Annotated in this window: 19 protein-coding genes and 1 tRNA gene; 17 read left to right on the plus strand and 3 right to left on the minus strand. The window is 65.8% G+C overall.

The genetic code is table 11. The features are described from left to right. Positions 1-45 precede the first annotated feature (45 nt). The 7 genes from KIH27_RS03230 to KIH27_RS03260 all read left to right on the plus strand — a co-directional run bounded on the left by KIH27_RS03230 (position 46) and on the right by KIH27_RS03260 (position 6212). Positions 46-903: a ParA family protein gene (locus KIH27_RS03230; protein ID WP_214091488.1), complete on the plus strand. Its 858-nt coding sequence runs from the start codon at positions 46-48 to the stop codon at positions 901-903. Continuing rightward, positions 900-1739, plus strand: coding sequence for a segregation/condensation protein A (locus tag KIH27_RS03235; protein WP_307856771.1), 840 nt, complete (start codon positions 900-902; stop codon positions 1737-1739). Before KIH27_RS03230 ends, KIH27_RS03235 begins: the two co-directional genes overlap by 4 nt. A gap of 71 nt (positions 1740-1810) precedes the next feature. Further along, complete coding sequence (gene scpB, locus KIH27_RS03240) at positions 1811-2515, plus strand: SMC-Scp complex subunit ScpB (protein ID WP_214091643.1); 705 nt, start codon at positions 1811-1813, stop codon at positions 2513-2515. After that, positions 2515-3276 carry a pseudouridine synthase gene (locus KIH27_RS03245; protein ID WP_214091489.1) on the plus strand — a complete coding sequence of 254 codons (762 nt, stop codon included), beginning with the start codon at positions 2515-2517 and terminating at the stop codon, positions 3274-3276. The genes scpB and KIH27_RS03245 overlap by 1 nt, the downstream gene beginning before the upstream one ends. A 65-nt stretch (positions 3277-3341) precedes the next feature. Then, positions 3342-4001 (plus strand): (d)CMP kinase, encoded by a 660-nt coding sequence (cmk, locus tag KIH27_RS03250; protein WP_307856772.1) that lies wholly within the window; start codon positions 3342-3344, stop codon positions 3999-4001. Beyond that, entirely contained in the window at positions 3998-5410 is a 1413-nt protein-coding gene (der, locus tag KIH27_RS03255; protein ID WP_214091491.1) for a ribosome biogenesis GTPase Der, read from the plus strand. Before cmk ends, der begins: the two co-directional genes overlap by 4 nt. Positions 5411-5429: 19 nt before the next feature. Further along, on the plus strand, positions 5430-6212 hold the full coding sequence (locus tag KIH27_RS03260; protein WP_214091492.1) for a sulfite exporter TauE/SafE family protein: 783 nt from the start codon (positions 5430-5432) through the stop codon (positions 6210-6212). A gap of 4 nt (positions 6213-6216) precedes the next feature. Here KIH27_RS03260 and KIH27_RS03265 read toward each other — a convergent pair whose 3' ends face one another. Next, positions 6217-7920: a patatin-like phospholipase family protein gene (locus KIH27_RS03265; protein WP_214091493.1), complete on the minus strand. Its 1704-nt coding sequence runs from the start codon at positions 7918-7920 to the stop codon at positions 6217-6219. Positions 7921-8153: 233 nt separating this feature from the next. On the opposite strand from KIH27_RS03265, the gene KIH27_RS03270 reads away from it, so the two are divergent. Together KIH27_RS03270 and KIH27_RS03275 are read left to right on the plus strand one after the other, a co-directional pair. Next, positions 8154-8227, plus strand: a tRNA-Pro gene (locus tag KIH27_RS03270). A 118-nt stretch (positions 8228-8345) separates the two neighbouring features. Further along, complete coding sequence (locus tag KIH27_RS03275) at positions 8346-9014, plus strand: sensor domain-containing protein (protein ID WP_307856773.1); 669 nt, start codon at positions 8346-8348, stop codon at positions 9012-9014. On the opposite strand, the gene KIH27_RS03280 is transcribed toward KIH27_RS03275, so the two are convergent. Together KIH27_RS03280 and KIH27_RS03285 are read right to left on the minus strand one after the other, a co-directional pair. Next, complete coding sequence (locus KIH27_RS03280; protein ID WP_214091495.1) at positions 9011-10210, minus strand: site-specific integrase; 1200 nt, start codon at positions 10208-10210, stop codon at positions 9011-9013. The two genes, KIH27_RS03275 and KIH27_RS03280, sit on opposite strands and share 4 nt — an antisense overlap. After that, a complete protein-coding gene (locus KIH27_RS03285) occupies positions 10203-10646 on the minus strand; it encodes a helix-turn-helix domain-containing protein (RefSeq protein ID WP_214091496.1) in 444 nt (147 codons plus the stop codon). The genes KIH27_RS03280 and KIH27_RS03285 overlap by 8 nt, the downstream gene beginning before the upstream one ends. Before the next feature lie 100 nt (positions 10647-10746). On the opposite strand from KIH27_RS03285, the gene KIH27_RS03290 reads away from it, so the two are divergent. The 8 genes from KIH27_RS03290 to KIH27_RS03325 all read left to right on the plus strand — a co-directional run bounded on the left by KIH27_RS03290 (position 10747) and on the right by KIH27_RS03325 (position 18188). After that, positions 10747-10977, plus strand: coding sequence for a helix-turn-helix transcriptional regulator (locus tag KIH27_RS03290; RefSeq protein ID WP_214091497.1), 231 nt, complete (start codon positions 10747-10749; stop codon positions 10975-10977). After that, on the plus strand, positions 10974-11501 hold the full coding sequence (locus KIH27_RS03295; protein ID WP_214091498.1) for a hypothetical protein: 528 nt from the start codon (positions 10974-10976) through the stop codon (positions 11499-11501). The genes KIH27_RS03290 and KIH27_RS03295 overlap by 4 nt, the downstream gene beginning before the upstream one ends. Further along, on the plus strand, positions 11498-11830 hold the full coding sequence (locus KIH27_RS03300) for a WhiB family transcriptional regulator (RefSeq protein ID WP_372451296.1): 333 nt from the start codon (positions 11498-11500) through the stop codon (positions 11828-11830). The genes KIH27_RS03295 and KIH27_RS03300 overlap by 4 nt, the downstream gene beginning before the upstream one ends. Beyond that, on the plus strand, positions 11827-12144 hold the full coding sequence (locus KIH27_RS03305; RefSeq protein WP_214091500.1) for a hypothetical protein: 318 nt from the start codon (positions 11827-11829) through the stop codon (positions 12142-12144). The genes KIH27_RS03300 and KIH27_RS03305 overlap by 4 nt, the downstream gene beginning before the upstream one ends. Positions 12145-12400: 256 nt before the next feature. Continuing rightward, on the plus strand, positions 12401-12562 hold the full coding sequence (locus KIH27_RS03310) for a hypothetical protein (protein WP_214091501.1): 162 nt from the start codon (positions 12401-12403) through the stop codon (positions 12560-12562). A gap of 182 nt (positions 12563-12744) precedes the next feature. Continuing rightward, entirely contained in the window at positions 12745-13098 is a 354-nt protein-coding gene (locus tag KIH27_RS03315) for a hypothetical protein (RefSeq protein ID WP_214091502.1), read from the plus strand. A gap of 1119 nt (positions 13099-14217) precedes the next feature. Beyond that, on the plus strand, positions 14218-14421 hold the full coding sequence (locus tag KIH27_RS03320) for a helix-turn-helix domain-containing protein (RefSeq protein WP_214091503.1): 204 nt from the start codon (positions 14218-14220) through the stop codon (positions 14419-14421). A 167-nt stretch (positions 14422-14588) separates the two neighbouring features. Next, positions 14589-18188 carry a bifunctional DNA primase/polymerase gene (locus tag KIH27_RS03325; protein WP_214091504.1) on the plus strand — a complete coding sequence of 1200 codons (3600 nt, stop codon included), beginning with the start codon at positions 14589-14591 and terminating at the stop codon, positions 18186-18188. The last annotated feature ends 34 nt before the right edge of the window (positions 18189-18222 follow it).

An 18222-nucleotide genomic window follows, 5' to 3' on the forward strand; every position in this document is an offset into this window, starting at 1 on the left:
GTTTGCCACCACAGCGCAGACCCGGTCGACGACACCTGACCGGCGATGACCGACGCCGAGAACGCTGATGTCGGCCTGACCGGCCGACCCACACGGGTGATCCCCGAACCGCAGCCCCGAACCGCGCACGGTCCGGCCAAGGTCATCGCCATGTGCAACCAGAAGGGCGGCGTCGGCAAGACCACGTCGACGATCAACATGGGTGCGGCACTGGCCGAGTACGGCCGGCGGGTGCTGCTGGTCGACCTGGACCCGCAGGGCGCGCTCTCGGCCGGGCTGGGGGTGCCGCATTACGAGCTGGAGCACACCGTCCACAACCTGCTGGTGGAACCGCGGGTCGCGATCGACGACGTGCTGATGGAGACCCGGGTCGAGAACCTCGACCTGGTGCCCTCCAACATCGACCTGTCCGCCGCGGAGATCCAGCTGGTCAACGAGGTGGGTCGGGAGCATTCGCTGGCGCGGGCGCTGCGGCCGGTACTGGACCGCTACGACTACGTGCTGATCGACTGCCAGCCGTCGCTGGGCCTGCTCACCGTCAACGGCCTGGCCTGCGCCGACGGCGTCATCATCCCCACCGAGTGCGAGTACTTCTCGCTGCGCGGGCTGGCGCTGCTGACCGACACCGTGGAGAAGGTCCGTGACCGGCTCAATCCGAAACTGGAGATCAGCGGCATCGTGCTCACCCGCTACGACCCGCGCCCGGTCAACGCCCGCGAGGTGATGGCCCGGGTGGTGGAGCGTTTCGGGGATCTGGTGTTCGACACCGTGATCACCCGCACCGTCCGGTTCCCGGAGACCACGGTGGCCGGCGAGCCGATCACCAGTTGGGCCCCGAAATCCAGCGGTGCGTTGGCCTATCGTGCGCTGGCCCGCGAAGTCATCGACCGATTCGGCGCGTGAACCCCGACAGCGAACCGGCCGGCGATTCGAACACCCCGCCGGAATCGTCGGGCTTCAAGGTTCGGCTGACGAACTTCGAGGGCCCGTTCGACCTGCTGCTGCAGCTGATCTTCGCGCACCGCCTCGACGTCACCGAGGTGGCGCTGCACCAGGTCACCGACGACTTCATCGCCTACACCCGCGACGTGGGCGCACAGCTGGAGCTGGAGGAGACGACGGCGTTCCTGGTGATCGCCGCCACCCTCCTCGATCTGAAGGCGGCGCGGCTGCTGCCGTCCGGGCAGGTCGACGACGAGGAGGACCTGGCGCTGCTGGAGGTGCGCGACCTGCTGTTCGCGCGGTTGCTGCAGTACCGGGCGTTCAAGCACGTCGCGCTGATCTTCGCCGAACTGGAGGCGGCCGCACTGCGCAGCTACCCGCGGGCGGTGGCGCTGGAGGACGGGTTCGCCAATCTGCTGCCCGAGGTGATGCTGGGCGTGGACGCCGGGACGTTCGCCGAGATCGCGGCGGCGGCCTTCACACCCCGGCCGGTGCCCACGGTGGGTGTCGACCACCTGCACCGGGTGATGGTGTCGGTGCCCGAGCAGGCCGGGCTGCTGCTGGCGATGCTGGAATCGCGCGGGACCGGCCAGTGGGCGTCGTTCTCAGACCTGGTCGCCGACTGCGTGCCGATCGAGATCGTCGGCCGGTTCCTGGCGCTGCTCGAACTGTATCGGGCGCGGGCGGTAGCATTTGACCAGTCAGAACCACTTGGTGTGCTCCAGGTGTCGTGGACCGGAGAGCGTCCGACCGCGGGTGAATTAGTAGACCTGGTGAAAGCAGAAGCGGCCGAGTAGTGCAAGACCAAGAGATGATCGACGACGTTTCCGAGGCCGAGGTGTCCGAACCCGAGGCCGCGGAGTCCGAGATGCCGGGGTCCGAGGTGACCGAACCCGAGGTGGCCGGCACCGACCTGGGCATCGACGTCGCCCTGGCGCCGGAACTCGAGGACGGCGAACTGGGCTCGGTGCTGGAGGCACTGCTGCTGGTGGTGGACACCCCGGTGACCGTGGAGGCGTTGGCCAGCGCGACCGAGCAGCCCGTCTACCGGATCGCGGCGAAACTGCGGCTGATGGCCGACGAGTTCACCGCCCGCGACAGTGGGATCGACCTGCGTGAAGCCGGCGGCGGGTGGCGGCTGTACACCCGGGCGCGCTTCGCACCGTACGTGGAACGGCTGCTGCTCGACGGGGCGCGCTCCAAGCTGACCCGCGCCGCTCTGGAGACCCTGGCCGTGGTCGCCTATCGGCAACCGGTGACCCGGGCGCGGGTCAGTGCGGTGCGCGGGGTGAACGTGGACGCGGTGATGCGGACCCTGCTGGCCCGCGGCCTGATCACCGAGGCCGGTGCGGACTCCGACACCGGCGCGGTGACGTTCGCGACCACCGAACTGTTCCTGGAGCGGCTGGGGCTGTCGTCGCTGACCGACCTGCCCGACATTGCGCCGCTGCTGCCCGACGTCGACGTGATCGACGACCTGAGCGAGTCCCTGGACTCCGAACCACGTTTCATGAAACTGGGCGGCGCACCCGCGCCGGACCAGCCGCTCGCGTTCGATGTGGATCACGACTGATGGCCTTCTCCGATTCCGATCTGGAACCCGACGGTGTGCGACTGCAGAAGGTGCTGTCGCAGGCCGGTGTTGCGTCACGACGCGTGGCGGAGAAGATGATTCGCGACGGCCGGGTCGAGGTCGACGGGGTAATCGTCACCGAACTGGGCACCCGCGTCGACCCGAGCGAAGCGGTGATCCGGGTTGACGGCGCGCGGATCACGGTCGACGACACCCGGGTGTACCTGGCACTGAACAAACCGAAGGGCGTGCATTCGACGATGTCGGATGACCGCGGCAGGCCGTGCATCGGCGACTATGTGGAGCACCGGGTTCGCGGTGACGCCAAGCTGTTTCACGTCGGCCGGCTCGACGCCGACACCGAAGGCCTGATGCTGCTGACCAACGACGGCGAACTGGCCCACCGGCTGATGCACCCGTCCTACGCGGTGCCCAAGACCTACGTGGCGACAGTGCTCGGCTCAGTGCCGCGCGGGTTGGGCAAGAAGCTGCGTGCCGGTGTCGAACTCGACGACGGGCCGGCGAAGCTGGACGACTTCGCCGTCGTCGACACCGTGCCCGGCAAGACGCTGGTGCGGGTCACCCTGCACGAGGGCCGCAAGCGCATCGTGCGTCGGCTGCTCGCCTCGGTCGGATTTCCGGTGCAGGCGCTGGTGCGCACCGACATCGGCGCGGTGGCCCTCGGGGAGCAGCGGCCGGGCAGCATCCGGGCGCTCAACCGCAAAGAGGTCGGCGAACTGTACAAGGCGGTCGGGTTGTGAGTAGAACGAGCGGAGGGAGCGCAGCGACCGACGGGAGTGTCACGAACCGGGAAACGCCGAGCGCCGTGACGATCGCCGTGGACGGGCCGGCCGGCACCGGGAAGTCCTCGGTGTCAAAGGGATTGGCGGCCGCGATCGGCGCCCGCTACCTGGACACCGGTGCCATGTACCGGATCGTGACGCTGGCCGTGCTGCGTGCCGGTGTCGCTCTCGATGACGTCGCGGCGATCGGTGCGGTTGCCGACGGCGTGCAGCTGTCGGTGGATCAGGACCGTGCTTACCTTGCCGGCGAAGACGTTTCGACGCTGATCCGCGGCGACGACGTGACCGCGGCGGTGTCGGCGGTGTCGGCGGTGCCCGCGGTGCGCACCCGCCTGGTCGCGGTGCAGCGGCAACTGGCTGCCGGCGGCGGCGTGGTGGTCGAGGGCCGCGACATCGGCACGGTGGTGCTACCGGACGCCGACCTGAAGATCTTCCTGACCGCCTCGGCGGAGACCCGGGCGCAGCGGCGCAACGACCAGAATGTCGCCGCCGGCCTGCCCGACGACCACGACGGCGTGCTGGCCGACGTGCGTCGGCGCGACCACCTGGATTCCACCCGGGCGACGTCACCGCTGCGCGCCGCCGATGACGCGGTGACCGTGGATACCAGTGCGATGACGCAGGAACAGGTGATCGACCGCCTGCGGCAACTGGTCGAAGAACACTGTGGGGCGATCCGATGACTGACGGCACCTGGACCGATGAGAGCGACTGGGAGATCGCCGGAGACTTCGGCGATCTCGACGAACTCGGTGAGGAGTCCGGCCCGCCGCCGGTGGTGGCCGTGGTGGGCCGGCCGAACGTCGGGAAATCGACTCTGGTCAACCGGATCCTGGGCCGTCGCGAAGCGGTGGTGCAGGACCTGCCCGGGGTGACCCGTGACCGGGTGTCCTACGACGCGCTGTGGACCGGACGTCGGTTCATGGTGCAGGACACCGGTGGCTGGGAGCCCGACGCCAAGGGGTTGCAGCAGTTGGTCGCCGAGCAGGCCGCGGTGGCGATGCGTACCGCCGACGCGGTGATCCTGGTGGTCGACTCGGTCGTCGGCGCCACCGCCGGTGACGAAGCCGCCGCCCGTATCCTGCGCCGCTCCGGCAAGCCGGTGTTCTTGGCCGCCAACAAGGTTGACGGTGAGCGCGGCGAGGCCGATGCCGCGGCGCTGTGGTCGCTGGGGCTGGGTCAGCCGCACGCGGTCAGCGCGCTGCACGGCCGCGGCGTCGCCGATCTGCTCGATGACGTGATCGCGGTGCTGCCCACCGTCTCCGAACTGGCGGGCGGTGGCGGTGGTGGGCCGCGCCGGGTGGCGCTGGTCGGCAAGCCGAACGTCGGCAAGAGTTCGCTGCTGAACCGGTTGGCCGGTGACGAGCGCTCGGTGGTGCACGACATGGCCGGCACCACCGTCGACCCGGTGGACTCGCTGATCGAAATGGACGGCAAGATCTGGCGTTTCGTCGACACCGCCGGGCTGCGCCGCAAGGTGGGGCAGGCCAGCGGCCACGAGTTCTACGCATCGGTGCGCACCCACGGCGCGATCGACGCCGCCGAAGTGGTGATCGTGCTGGTCGACTCGTCGCAGCCGCTCACCGAACAGGACCAGCGGGTGATCTCGATGGTGGTCGAGGCCGGCCGTGCGGTGGTGCTGGCCTACAACAAGTGGGACCTGGTCGACGAGGACCGGCGCTACGTGCTGGACAAGGAGATCGACCGGGACATGGCCCGGCTGGCGTGGGCGCCGCGGGTCAACATCTCGGCGAAAACCGGTCGTGCCGTGCAGAAACTGGTGCCCGCACTGGAGACCGCACTGGCATCCTGGGACACCCGGATCTCCACCGGGCAGCTCAACAACTGGCTCAAAGAGGTCATCGCCGCCACCCCGCCGCCGGCGCGAGGCGGCCGGGCACCGCGGGTGCTGTTCGCCACCCAGGCCGCGGCGCGTCCACCGACGTTCGTGCTGTTCACCACCGGATTCCTGGAAGCCGGGTATCGGCGATTCCTGGAACGGCGGCTGCGGGAGACCTTCGGGTTCGAGGGCAGCCCGATCCGGATCAACGTGCGGATGCGAGAGAAGCGCGGCGCAAAGCGCACCCACTGACTCCCGTAGGGTCCTGTAAGTGCCTGTCTCCGAAATCCTGCTGATCATCCTGGCCGGGGTCGGCGCGGGCGCGGTCAACTCACTGGTCGGCTCCGGCACCCTGATCACGTTCCCGACGCTGGTGACCCTCGGCTTCCCGCCGCTGACCGCCACCATCTCCAACTCGATCGGCCTGGTGGCCGGGGGAGTCTCGGGAACCTGGGCGTACCGCCGGGAACTGCGCGGGCAGTGGAATCGGCTGCGCTGGCAGATCCCCGGGTCGCTGATCGGGGCGATGTTCGGGGCGTATCTGCTGCTGCACCTGCCCGAAAGCGTCTTCAACCGGGTGGTGCCGGCGCTGCTGGTCGGCGCACTGGCGCTGGTGGTGGTGGGCCCGCGGGTGCAGGCCGCCGCGCAGCGCCGGGCCGAGGCGGCCGGTCGCTCCGTCGACCATCTCAGTCGCGGCCGACTGCTGGCGCTGACGGCCGGCACGTTCGGGGTCGCGGTCTACGGCGGCTATTTCTCCGCGGCGCAGGGCATTCTGCTGATCGGCGTGATGGGCATCCTGCTGCCGGAGTCGATGCAGCGGATGAACGCCGCCAAGGTGCTGCTCACGCTGATCGTGAATGTGGTTGCCGCACTGGCATACACGCTGACCGCGTTCGACCGGATCAGCTGGCCGGCAGCCGGGCTGATCGCGGTCGGCTCCCTGATCGGCGGCTACCTGGGCGGGCACTACGGGCGACGGCTGTCACCGAATGCGCTGCGGGCGGTGATCCTGGTGGTCGGGTCGATCGGGCTGTACCGCCTGCTGGCAGTGTGATGCGTCAGCGGCCGCGTCGTTCCCGTCGTCGTTCCCGCCAGTTCGCGTAGCGGGTGCGCGGTGCGCGCACCGCGGCCATCACCTTGCTCATCGACGCTGCCCGCGCCGCGCCCTCGCCGGGCGGTTCCGGCGCCGGCGCTGGGGCGGGTTGGTCGGTCCACCAGATCGGTTCCAGCAGTGCGGAGATCACCGGGACGGCGTGCTCGACACTGTCCCGACCCCAACTGCAGGCCCGATCGATGGTGGGTGCCGACGGCGCCAGGTTCACCGGTGACAGCGTCGGGGAGAACCGGACCAGATGATCGGCGTAGGGGGCGTTGCGCACCATCTGCAGCTGAATGGCCTGGGTGATCGGCACCAGCCACAGGTGTTTCGGATCCCACTGCGGGTGAAAGCAATCGAACGCCAGATAGCAAGCGTTGCGGGTGCCCAGCCGCCCGTCGCGGACCCGCTTCCAGGCCAGTTCGACCGGGACGTTGCTGGCGGCGCCGCCGTCGACCAGCGCACCGACGTCGTTGTCGGCGAGGAACGCGTCGAACAGCGGTTCCATCGCCGGGTCCTTGGTCTCGTGGTGCAGCACGCCGGGGATCGCCGAGGAGAACGATGCCGCGTCGACGACGTTGACGTCCAGGTCCGGATCGTCGCCGCCGATGACGAGCGGGGTGGTCACCCGGGGGTCGATGAACGCCGCGGTCTGCCACAGCCGGGTCGCCACCTGCGGGCCCAGACCGATCGGCAGGTAGGGGAGGGATCGCAGCTTCAACGCGGCCAGACGCTGGTTGCGGTAGCGCGACGGCAACGCGGCGAACGGCTGGCGGCGCACCCCGGCGACCACCGCGTCGAACGGGATGGCCAGATCCGACATCCGCATCGGGGCGCCGTCCTCACGCCGGAACATCGCATCGGCGAACGTGTCGAAGTTCAGCGAGAACACCCCGGTCAGCCCATGCCGTCGACGCAGCCGCTCCTGGCCGAGGATCGCGCCGTAGGACACCGTCTTGGCCCATTCGACGTACTCCTCGATGGGCACCGGCAGGGTGCGGGCGACGACGGCGCTGAGAATCGACCCGAACGACGAACCGATCAGGTAGTCCGGGGTCAGACCGGCCTCCAGCAGCCGTTGCGCGCCACCGATGTAGACGAATCCGGCACCCCCGCCGCCGCCCAGCACCGTGACCAGTTTCTTGTGGCCGACCTCGGCATCGAGTTCGGCCAGCGAGAACTCGTTGCCGTGCCGCTGCGCCAACAGGCTGCGCTGCTCATCCTGGCCGGAGATCAGCCCCTCCAGCGCATCGCGTGCCGTGCTCAGCGCGGTGACCGGATCGCGTTCCGCACGCAGCGGGCCGTGCAGCGCCTCGATGACCTGGGTGCGCCATGCGGTCAGCTCCGCCCCGACCGACACGTCCCCGCGGCCCCGTTTGCCGCCCGGTCCGGCCGCGCCGGGCTCGAAGTCGGTGAGCCGGGCGAAGTTCAGCAGATACCGCAGCCGTCGCAGCTGCTCGGCGTTGAGCACATCGGGGTGACGCAGGTGATGGCGGACCAGGCGGTTCTCCATCTTCTGCAGCAGCAGGACCGTGTCACCGGTGTCCGGGACGTCGACGACCTCGGCGTCGTCCCCGCCGAGGTTCCCGGGGTCGGCGTCCGCGTCGGCTGCTGCATCGCGGCGGCCGACGAGGTTCAGCAACGCATCGCCGAAGGGGATATCCATGAAGTCCGTTCGCTGGTGGTGGTCAGACGGCCACGACGTCGATCAACCCGCTGAGCCCAGCGAAGTCGACCGCGTTGCGAGTCTAGAGCCGGGCCGGGGGTGCGTGCGCGGTGGCCGTGGCTTGTGGCGATGGCCTCTCCGGGGTGGTGTTTGACGACGGGCGGTGCGGATTCCAGGTTCCCGGTGGGGTTGCGGTAGGCTTTCGACCTGCTGCCAGGCTTCATCGGCGGCATCGGGCTGTGGCGCAGTTTGGTAGCGCACTTGACTGGGGGTCAAGTGGTCGCAGGTTCAAATCCTGTCAGCCCGACGCAGGTCAGAGGCGGTTTCGGAGAAATTCGAGACCGCCTCTCATCATTTTGACCACCACTGGTGACCACCACTGGTGACCAGTGGTGGTGACCACCACTGGGCGAAGGAAGAGGGCTGTGACTCGGGTTGTCGGCAGGTTTTTCAGAGGGTGTGCGGTCGTCGCAGCAGCGTTGTCATTAGCGTCGTGCTCTCACGGCTCGCAACCAAGTGCGTCGCCATCCACTGGAGCGCTCGTCCCAGAAGATCGCTTCGACTCCCTATTCCTCAGCGTGGGCGAGCTGGGCGCTTTGATCGGATTGCCGATCTCCGATAGCTCGACGACCGAAGGTCGGCCCGATCCGGCCATCAACCACACCCAGGACGACATCAAAGTCCCTTGCGAGATGCTCAAGACCGCGTTGGTAAGCCAAAACGTCTACGGGACTGACTTCACCAGGTACAGGCTCGTTAGCCAATCCGCGTCGCAGGGTCACGGCCAGATTGACTACACGGTTGCCCTCTACCCTGACGCCGCTAAGTCCACCGCTGCGTTCCAGCATCTTGCCGATGGCTTCCATACGTGTCGGCTGAATGGTGGGCGTAACGGAGCGTTCTCCCTCGGTGAGGATTCTTCCACGAAGCTGACATGGACCGTTCCGATGGCTGGCGATGATGCGATCTGCGCTACCAATGCCAGGATCACCAGCAATGTAGTGATCACGACCAGAACCTGTATGCCGAAGAGCAACGCCGGGGACGCGGCGGAGAAGATCGGTGACGCGATTGATGCGAGGGCCGGAGGCTAACCAGGCTTGCGGTGTCCGAGGCGTTCGGCAAGGGCGTCCATCGCAGCCCGGGCAGTGTCATCACTGGTATGCCCGTAGATGTCACCCGTGATGCTGATGGAGGAGTGCCCGAGCAGGTCCGATACCGCCTTGATGTGGACACCGGCTTCGAGCCACGTCTGAGCAGCGGTGTGCCGCAGCGTGTGGTTGGTTACCTTGTCTGCGACACCCGCGCGCTTGGCAGCGGAAGCCATCGCACGGAGTAGGTAGCGGTCATCGACGATGGTGCCGAGTTCAGTGCGGAACACCAGACCTTCGCCCTGCTGGGACCAACGATCCCCGGCCCGTAGCTGCGACTCGACCAGCAGTTTCCGCTGCGCCTTGAGCACCCGGAGAATTTCATCGGTCAGCGGGATGTTGCGCCGTGACCGCACGGACTTCACATCCTCGACGGTGATGTCTGCGCCCTGCCCAGCCGTCGTCTTGGAGATGTGGACCTGCCGGGTCTTCTCGTCAATGTCGCGCCATCGCAGCCCGAGGCTTTCACCGATTCGGGTGCCCAACAGTGAGGTCAGCACGATCGCGTTGTGGTACCTGGACGCCTTGGTCTGCTCGATGACCGCCGCGATCGTCTCAGCGTCGATCTTCACCACGGTGTCGGTCGCCTTGACCTTCGGGCGTTTGATGGCAGCCACGGGGTTACGCGCCAGCATCCCATCGCGCACGGCGGTGTCCATCTGCGCCCGCAGCACGGTGTAGCAGGTTCGGATAGTGGAATCGGACAATCGACGGCTCTTGTCACGGGCGTTGGTGGGGGACTTCTTGCGCAGCTCCACCAACCAGCCCTCGACATGGGAAGCCTTGAGGTTCTTCAACTTCAGGTCAGCCAGTAGGGGAGAGCGCTCGATGTGCACCACGGCGAGCTGTGCGTACTGGCTCTTCGTCTGCTTCTTGTAACTCGACGCCTCCAGCGTGGTTTCCCGCCAATACCGGGACCAGTTGGCAATGGTGTCCTTGGCGTCGGTGGCGGGCAGGTCGTTGGCAAGCCGTGCCCTTACCTCGTCGGCGTTGGCGCGACACTCATCGAAAGTCTTGCCGTAGACACTCTTACGGTCTGGTTTTCCGAAGCGGTCGGTGAACCTGATCTTGACTTCCCAGCGTCCATCTTTGCGTTGCTTCGGGACGGTGCCTTCACCGTCCATGCGCTTGCTAGCCATCGGTTGACGCCTTTCGTGCCCACGGCGGGATCACGCTGCGCCGCCACGTTTCCACGTCGTGCGGGTCGGTGGCGGGACCTTCCCATAGCGGGTGCTCGGATCGCAGCCACTGCCACCAATCGATGGCCCGGGGAGGGGAGTGGTCAGGTGCGCCGGGTGTATCACCGATGTCGTCGTCCAGGCTCTCGGTGGCAGGCATGAGCAGGGCAATGGGGGACACGTCGAGCGCGAGTGCCAGGTGCACCAGGTCGTCCACGTCGATCCTCCGTTTTCCGTTCTCCACTGCGGAGAGCGTCGGGACGGACATCGGGCGACCGAGCGCGGTGAGTCTCTCGGACAGATCACCCATCGTCATCCGACGCAGACCCCGGAATCGCGGCAGGTTGTGCATCACCGTCACTCCTGCCCAGCCGATCTCGATGCGCCGTGTCGCCATAGGCGTCCATGTTGCTTGATTTCACGTAATCATACAACAAGTTGCGATCATATCGTGATATAGTTCAGATGATGTGAAGTTGAATTCAACGGAGACACTGATGACTGATCCTGTAGCAACTGCCCCCAGCTCGGTACCGCATCTGAACACCCTGGGTGAGGCGGCAGCGAAGTTCCGCCGGTCGAAGGCGTGGCTGTACGCCCGGATCAAATCCGGGGACATCGAGGCGGTTCGGCTATCAGAGCGGTCGGTGTTCGTCACCGACGACGAGATCATCCGGTATCTGGCTCTGCACGGTTTCACGCCCAACGGCGCGGCGGCGTCAGCATGACCCCGGCATACGACCCCTTCGACATCGACCCCGATGGCACGTACACCGCCGGATATCACGCCGGATGCCACCTCGAAGCACTCACCCCTGCGTTCGCCGACCCGACCGTGATCGCGTCACCGGACCCCCTCCCCTGCCATGCCGACGAGCACCCCGCGGAGTTCGCCGCCCTACTCCAGGAGTGGGGTCAGTGCCTGAACGCGGCGTCGGTCATCGCGTCCCGGTACCGCGCCGACAGCACCCCCAGCAGCCCGATGGCGGTCATCGCGGAGGCGGTTCGAGATGCAGGGGTGCGGGCGCTGGAACGGGCATGGAAAGCGGTGTGCGACAGGTACGTTGCGCAGACGTTGGACCGGGAGAGGCAGCCGTGGGACTGCTTGTTTTGTGGTGTCCCGGTGGACCCTGCCGGGTGGCGTGCCAGTGAGCACAGGTGCGGGGAATGCATGTGCATCTTGTCGATGAATCCAGCGGAGACGGACTGGTCGAGTGGCTTGGAAGACCTGCTGACTTTTGACCTCGAATAACCGAGGCGAAAGCCCCCGGCGGTGTCCCAAAACGGTGCCGAGGGCTTTCTCACTCCCCGCGTAAAGGAGCAGCACCAATGGTAAACGAACAAGACCAGAGTTGGCGGGAACAGGCGTTGTGTGCGCAGACCGACCCCGAGGCGTTCTTCCCGAATCAAGGCGGCTCTCCCCGCCTAGCCAAACAGATTTGTATGCAGTGCCCAGTACGCCGCGAATGCCTGAAATTCGCACTGGACAACAACGAACGGTTCGGGGTGTGGGGCGGGTATTCGGAACGGGAACGCCGCGCTCTACGACCGTCCGCTCGACCGATGGAAGGAGTGGCATGACTATCCTTATCGACCGCCGCATCACCGCACTCGTCATCGACCCGATCGATGACGAACGGCACGGGTTGGAGCGAATGTGGCCTCGCGGCAGCGCCATTGGTGACGCCGCCAACGCGGTTGGTGGTTGGACCACCGGGGGTGCGGTGGTGGTGTTCCACTACACAGAGGGTCCGGTGAACCGGGCGGCGACACGCCTGTGGCACCAGCTGAACCCGATGGCTGGTGGCGACCTGCACGGCACGGTCGTCATCACCGGGCTCGCCGGTGCAGACGTACCAGCTGAGGTCGTTGAGATGTGGCAGGTAGCAGCATGACCAAACCACAACCCCCGCACCTCACCGGCCCCCACAAAAACACCACCCACGGCATCCCGCTGATCGCCCTCGCCGCCGGTGATTGGCACACCCCGGACGGTGTGTACCGCGTGCATCGATACACGGCACCAGAGGCGTGTATGGCGAGGCACCCCGGGTGTCCAGGCGGTGTGGCACATGAGAAGTCGGCATGGATGGTGTCGGGTCCGGCGGGGGTGATGGCGGTCGGGTTCGGGACGTTCAAGGCAGCCGCCCGGTGGCTGGCACGGCGGGTGCGGGGATGACGCCCCGGGTGGTCGTGACCACCGACGACCACGGCGACCGGGTGATCCTGGTGATCGGAAGCGGGTGTGACCGGTTGACGGCGGCGGAAGCGCGGGCGTTGGCCGAGGAGTTGCTGGAGGCGGCGGCGGGTTGACCATTTTGGTGGAGCCCGGACACCCCGGGTGCCTGCGCCGGTAGGTCATCAAGCCATTGTCCCTCAGCCCCCCAGGTTGTCGCCGCCGCCCACCTGGTTGACCAGCACAAACGCCCCCGATGTGAGATACTCGGGGCATCACATCTCTAGTCGATATCCCGGACACGGCGGTGGGTGCCGCTGTGGAGATTTACCTGTCCGCACTCACTGCCAGGGTGCATGAACTGGCGGCGGCGCTCGCTCGCGAGGTCGGCGGGCCGGAGCGCGATGACCACGGCTGTCGGCTCGCGGGGATGACCAATCATGTGACGGCGGTGATGTGGTGGAAGGCGAGCCATCTTGCCGAAGCAGCGGCACCCCCGGCGGGGCGGGTGGCGATGACCTTGGCGATTGAGCGGCTGTCCAGAGCGGCGGTGTACGACACCCTCTGTATGGCGGCAGCGGGGACGTGTGGGCGCGAGCGGGTCATCCAGGGCGCGTGGGGGGCAATGTTTCTGCCATGGCTGCGTGGGGAGTTGACCCGTGCGTGCGGATAGCCCCAGCCCGGTCGTCAGCGTGCTTGTAGAGGACCTACTCGATCACGTGACCCACGTGGTCGCCAGGGTGGCAGACATGTACACGGCTGATCAGGCCGCTCGGGCGGACAGCTGGGAGAGCGACGGCGGGCTTCGGCGCATGGGCGCGGCTATGGGGGTGATGGCAGAGGTGTGGCCCAGTTTGGGGCGCTTGGTGGAGCTGGGGGTCGAGGACGTGACGGCTCGGCGGGCAGCTGCGGGGGCGGTCGAAGGGGCTGTGAGGGACGGCTTGGAGGCGGCTTTTGGGTGTCCGGGTGGCTTGGTGGACGGGTGGCGGGGTGTGGTGACGGGCGTCCGGGGGCGGGTTTTGGGGGCTGTTGGGGGCGGGGTGGCGAGTTAGCTGGCAGGGTCTGGCTGCTTCCGCCAGACCCCAGCCAGACCCCGCCAGAGGGTCTGACCTGGGGAAATAGAAAAATCAGAGGGTCTGGCTGGGTCTGGCTGCGTTCGACCCCGCGTGCGACTGCGATCTCACTGCCTCGCATGACGTAGTAATAGTTAGATTAGTTAATTACTATAGTTGACCTGCGGTGTAAGGCTGTGTGCATCTTCCCTCGGCTCCCTCACGGGGGGGGGTGAGTGTCACTCACGTGCGGGGGGTCCGGCGCAGCCAGACCCAGCCAGACCCCTTCGGGACCTTCGGCGAAAGTTAGCTGGGCGGGGAAGTGCGGCTCGCTGGAGGCTCGATGACCCAGCGGTGGGGGACCCAGCGGTGGGGCACCACTATTGCCGACACGCCTCACTGAAATGTGACGAACGCCACATTGCCCTAGATTCCGTCCGAACCGCGCGAGTCCGGCAAATTCGTACACCAGGGTATGTGATATCAACTCGAATATCACGTACTCACGTCGCCATTGTGTAACTGTTCGTTAATTCATGATGCAGCGCAACAAGATATGTCGTGAATCGTCTGTATTGTGCGTCTGCATGGTCTCGATTCTGCGGAAACGGCAGGTCGCATCAGCAAACTCCACTTGATTCACTCGTTGATATCACGTGTAAGTGAGATAGTTACGTTGACCTGGCATTATCCATGCAGTATCCATGCTTTCCGCTTGCCGTAGGCGTACGTTAATCGACATGAAGCAAATTGCACCACCACTTAGGGGGCTCCTAAATCGCAAGGAAGCCGCTGTCTATCTCGGGTGCTCTACCCGGCGGGTAGATGACCTTCGCCGCGCAGGGTTCTTGCCTGCTCGGCTTGATGGGCGCGAATGGAAATACACCTGCGAGGACCTAAACATGTACATCGACGCCTTGCCCCGCAATAAGGCACTCGCCTAGCCCATAAAAGCCGAAAGCCGGTCCCACATACGCCCTGGAAAGCGAAGGACCGGCTCGACCTCACGAAAGGACCTCGTGAACGACATGTCCAGACTACAGCGCTCTCGAAGCGCTGCGCCAGCTACCGCACCCGACCGGCGTGTCATCTCCCCCCCGGTGGTGTCCCGATGATCGGCGGAACGAACGCCTGGGACATCCTCGGCGCGCGCCCCGCAGGGGACCTGTCCGACCTGAAACCCTACGTCCGGGAAGTCACACGCAGGGGTATCCCACTGCTGATCCTGGAACCAGGAGGCACCGAACCGATCGATCTTCGCACCCCCGCGATGATCAAAGAAGACGGCGGAGCGGAGTACACCGCAAGCTCCGACACCTCCCGGCTGGAGCGGCTCGTCACTCAGGCTGGGAAGAGGTTCCCTGACGACGCACCCAACCTGGGAACCATCACCGGCGACGGGCTTCTGGTCATCAGCACAGATCACACCGCTGGGGCAGACGCCTTCCAAGCGGTGCACCACCGGGTCACCGGACAGCGCGTGTCGCCCACCGTGATCACCCCTGGAAACGACGGTGGTGCCTACTTCTACTTCGCCCTGCCGGATGGCGTGGCACTTTCCGATGGGGCGCAGCGCTTTTCCGCTGGAGGCGGTGACGCCACTTGGCGGGTAGTCCCCGCCGGGGAGGCCCTGCCCATCCCGCCGAGCGTGACCGCTGATGGTCCGCTCCGCTGGGTGAGCGGTGTGTTCGACGTGCACCCGTCGTTCCTGGAGGTGCTGGAAGGGCGGGCGGGTATCCCGAGCGCCACCCCCACCACCGACTGGAACGTGATCGGGGAAACCGCCACGGAAGGACTTAGCGACCTCAAGAGCCTGGCGGTGCGCCTAGGGACCGCCGGTGTACCCCTGATTTTCCTGTCCCCGCTGTCCAAAGAGCCGGTCGATCTGCGTACCGCGTTGATGAAAGAATTGGACGATCGGGCCGCTCAAGAGGCCGCAAAGGCAGCGGGTAACCCCCGCTGGGCAGCCGCTCGGGTACGCGCTGGACTCCAGACTGCCACCACCGATACAGAGCGGTTGGCCGCGTATGCGGACACCGCCGCAGTGAGGTACACGCACGGGCAGGTACCCAACCTCGCCACTGTCCCAGGCAACGGGTTGCTCATCATCGACACCGACCATGCCGAAGGCGTTGCGGCGTTTTGCGCGCAGTACCGGGAGTGGACCGGCCAAGACATCGGACCAACGGTTGCTACTCCCGGGGTTCAAAACCCGGACGGTAGTTGGCATCACCGCGATGGAGGTCATTTCTATTTCACGCTGCCTGCTGGCTACACACTGCCTGACTCAGTCAGATCATTCGCAGTTGGCTCCGACAAACTCCAGTGGTCGATATTTCCCCTGGACCACTATGTCCTTATCCCCCCATCAGTGCGCAAAGAGGGTCCCTACCGCTGGGTTGGGCAGGTCATCGAGGCACCGCCACAGCTGTTGGCGATGATCGAAGGTGATGCCAACAAACGTACTGAGGAGATGGCGCGGCAGGCTGAGCGCGCGGCCACCCGCTCCGGACCTTCTGGCATCGACTCCTGGGCAGCGCGTACGTCATGGGCGGAGCTACTGGAACCCGATGGCTGGTTCATGACCGGGTGCCGCACTTCATGTGGCTGCCCTGAAACCACCGCACCAGGACCACACGGCAGCCCGAAGTCGGCTACCGCGCACGAGGTCGGGTGTCTGGAAACAGACACCAGCAGCGGTCATGGGCCACTTCATGTTTGGACGGATAACCCGCCGGACGGTGTGGCTGCGTACACACGTGCTACCGGCTCCCGCACGCTGACCAAACTCCAGTATGCCGCTTGGGTTCGCCACGGCGGTGACGAAGCGGTGGCGATCAAAGCGCTCGGGATCACGAACGGGATGACGCTGATGACTTCCAGTGCGGAACTGCGCGCAGCGGCAGGGCTACCCCCCACCGGTGGCATCGCTGCACCTTCCAGTGGAATCGCCGCACCTTTGGGCACCGGGGCAGTACCTGATGATGACCGGTTCAGTGCGTTCACTGCCGCAGCATCGGCAGCTGCTGCTACTTCATCTTCCGCATTCGGGCTAGATGACGACTGCGATGAATTCTCCAGCGACGACGGCGCTTCCAGCGCACCACTACCGCCGGAAGGCGTCGATGTCGACACCCTCGCCGTACAAGCGTTGATGCCCGCTAACCGGAAGTTCGAACCATACGACAAAGAGGTGTACCCAGCGGGGTACCACAGCACACCAGAGCTTCTGGAGCAGATTTTCAACTTCTCCGATGAGACCAGAGAAATTTTCCATACCGCGCGGTCTCGCAAGCCGAAGGCTGTGCATCCTGTTCCGCTCTTGCTTCGCGAGATGACCCGTCGCGGCGCGAGATGCCCTGTCGGCGTTCGTTTGTGGGAGGGAACACCGCTGAGCACCTATGTGGTGATCGCCGGGCGGTCCGGGTTGGGTAAATCGGAATCTGCGAAGCCCGATGCGAGCCCCTGGCGGACCTTGAAAGCTCCGACCTACCTGGAGAACTTGGCAACGCGGAAGGTCACTTTGTCAGCAGAGGATGCTGCGGCGTACATCGCGCGACAGGTTGCTCTCGGGCAGCCAGTCCCCACCGTAGGTCCGGTCAAGACCCCCACGGGGGCGAGCGCCGCCCCCGGCGCAAGCAGCGCCAAGGGCACCAATGGAAAGGCGGCGGGTAACAGCAAGCCCTCCGGCGGCATCACAGGTCCGAGTGCGCCCGTGCTGATCCCGTACAACTTCGACCGCACAAAAAGTCTCGGCAGTGGACAGGTGTTGTCCGACAACCTCATCGATTTGATCGGGAAGGGGGAGGACACCGTGGTGACGATGAAACCACACCCCTGCGTCTTCCTGGAAGAGGACGAGATGATCACGATGCTACGTGCTGCGAAAAACGAGGCGAGCACCCTGATCGGCACCTTGAACTCGGCGTGGGCAGGGGCACCTATCGGAAACGAAACACGTCTTCACGGCGATCGGCGTACCAACGGTCCTTACTCGATATTTCTCATAGCGGGGTTGCAGCCCAAGCTAGCCGATCAGCTGCTGTGCCACGACGACTCGGGATTTCTCCAGCGGTGTGTGTTGGTACCGACCGCGGACCCGTACAGGCATGTCAACGCACCAGATATCCCGCGTCCTGCGGTCAAGCCCAGTGGCGCGATGCCTTTGATCTCCGGCACGAGCACGTTCACCGCAGACCCGCGCGTCATCGCCGAGATCGAGGGCACAGACCTCGATTACGACCTCGATCATCTAGGCGACGCTTATGCGGAGGCGATGTCACACGCGAAGCAGGTACAGGTGCGGTTGGCGCACCTGGGAGCACTTCTGCATGGGAGCCTGCACATTTCATGGGAGCTGTGGGTGTGGGCCGGATGGCTTATGGAAGTTAGCCGCCGGGTCTTCGCCTGGATGGAGGCACAGTCCCGCGCACAGGATCGTGTGGTCGCCGAAACACGCGGTGTAAGCCGCTCCGTTGAAAAAGCCGCGCAGGACACCTACACCTCGGAGGCCATCGAAGAAACTTGCGCCCGGATTCTGGAAGTTCTCGGCACCGCAGGGGCTGCGGGCATGTCCGCAGGCAACATCAGCGGGAAGTTGTCCGGCAAGCAACGTCCTTATCGCAACGACGCGATAAAGCTCCTGCTGGACAGAAATCTGATCTTCGCGAAGGGCATGAGATACGTGCTCATCGACTTCAAGGCGGCGTGACCCATGTCCTCGAAATCAAAACGCCGCCGCCCGA

Origin of the sequence: Mycolicibacter acidiphilus, assembly GCF_018455725.1 — a bacterium.
Taxonomy (GTDB): domain Bacteria; phylum Actinomycetota; class Actinomycetes; order Mycobacteriales; family Mycobacteriaceae; genus Mycobacterium; species Mycobacterium acidiphilum.

Coding starts and splice junctions, on each gene's coding strand:
- KIH27_RS03305 (WP_214091500.1), top strand. CDS start 11,827: ATGACTATCCTTATCGACCGCCGCATCACCGCACTCGTCATCGACCCG.
- scpB (WP_214091643.1), top strand. CDS start 1,811: ATGCCGGGGTCCGAGGTGACCGAACCCGAGGTGGCCGGCACCGACCTG.
- KIH27_RS03230 (WP_214091488.1), top strand. CDS start 46: ATGACCGACGCCGAGAACGCTGATGTCGGCCTGACCGGCCGACCCACA.
- KIH27_RS03325 (WP_214091504.1), top strand. CDS start 14,589: ATGATCGGCGGAACGAACGCCTGGGACATCCTCGGCGCGCGCCCCGCA.
- KIH27_RS03285 (WP_214091496.1), bottom strand. CDS start 10,646: ATGGCGACACGGCGCATCGAGATCGGCTGGGCAGGAGTGACGGTGATG.
- KIH27_RS03320 (WP_214091503.1), top strand. CDS start 14,218: ATGAAGCAAATTGCACCACCACTTAGGGGGCTCCTAAATCGCAAGGAA.
- KIH27_RS03280 (WP_214091495.1), bottom strand. CDS start 10,210: ATGGCTAGCAAGCGCATGGACGGTGAAGGCACCGTCCCGAAGCAACGC.
- der (WP_214091491.1), top strand. CDS start 3,998: ATGACTGACGGCACCTGGACCGATGAGAGCGACTGGGAGATCGCCGGA.
- KIH27_RS03245 (WP_214091489.1), top strand. CDS start 2,515: ATGGCCTTCTCCGATTCCGATCTGGAACCCGACGGTGTGCGACTGCAG.
- KIH27_RS03295 (WP_214091498.1), top strand. CDS start 10,974: ATGACCCCGGCATACGACCCCTTCGACATCGACCCCGATGGCACGTAC.
- KIH27_RS03265 (WP_214091493.1), bottom strand. CDS start 7,920: ATGGATATCCCCTTCGGCGATGCGTTGCTGAACCTCGTCGGCCGCCGC.
- KIH27_RS03290 (WP_214091497.1), top strand. CDS start 10,747: ATGACTGATCCTGTAGCAACTGCCCCCAGCTCGGTACCGCATCTGAAC.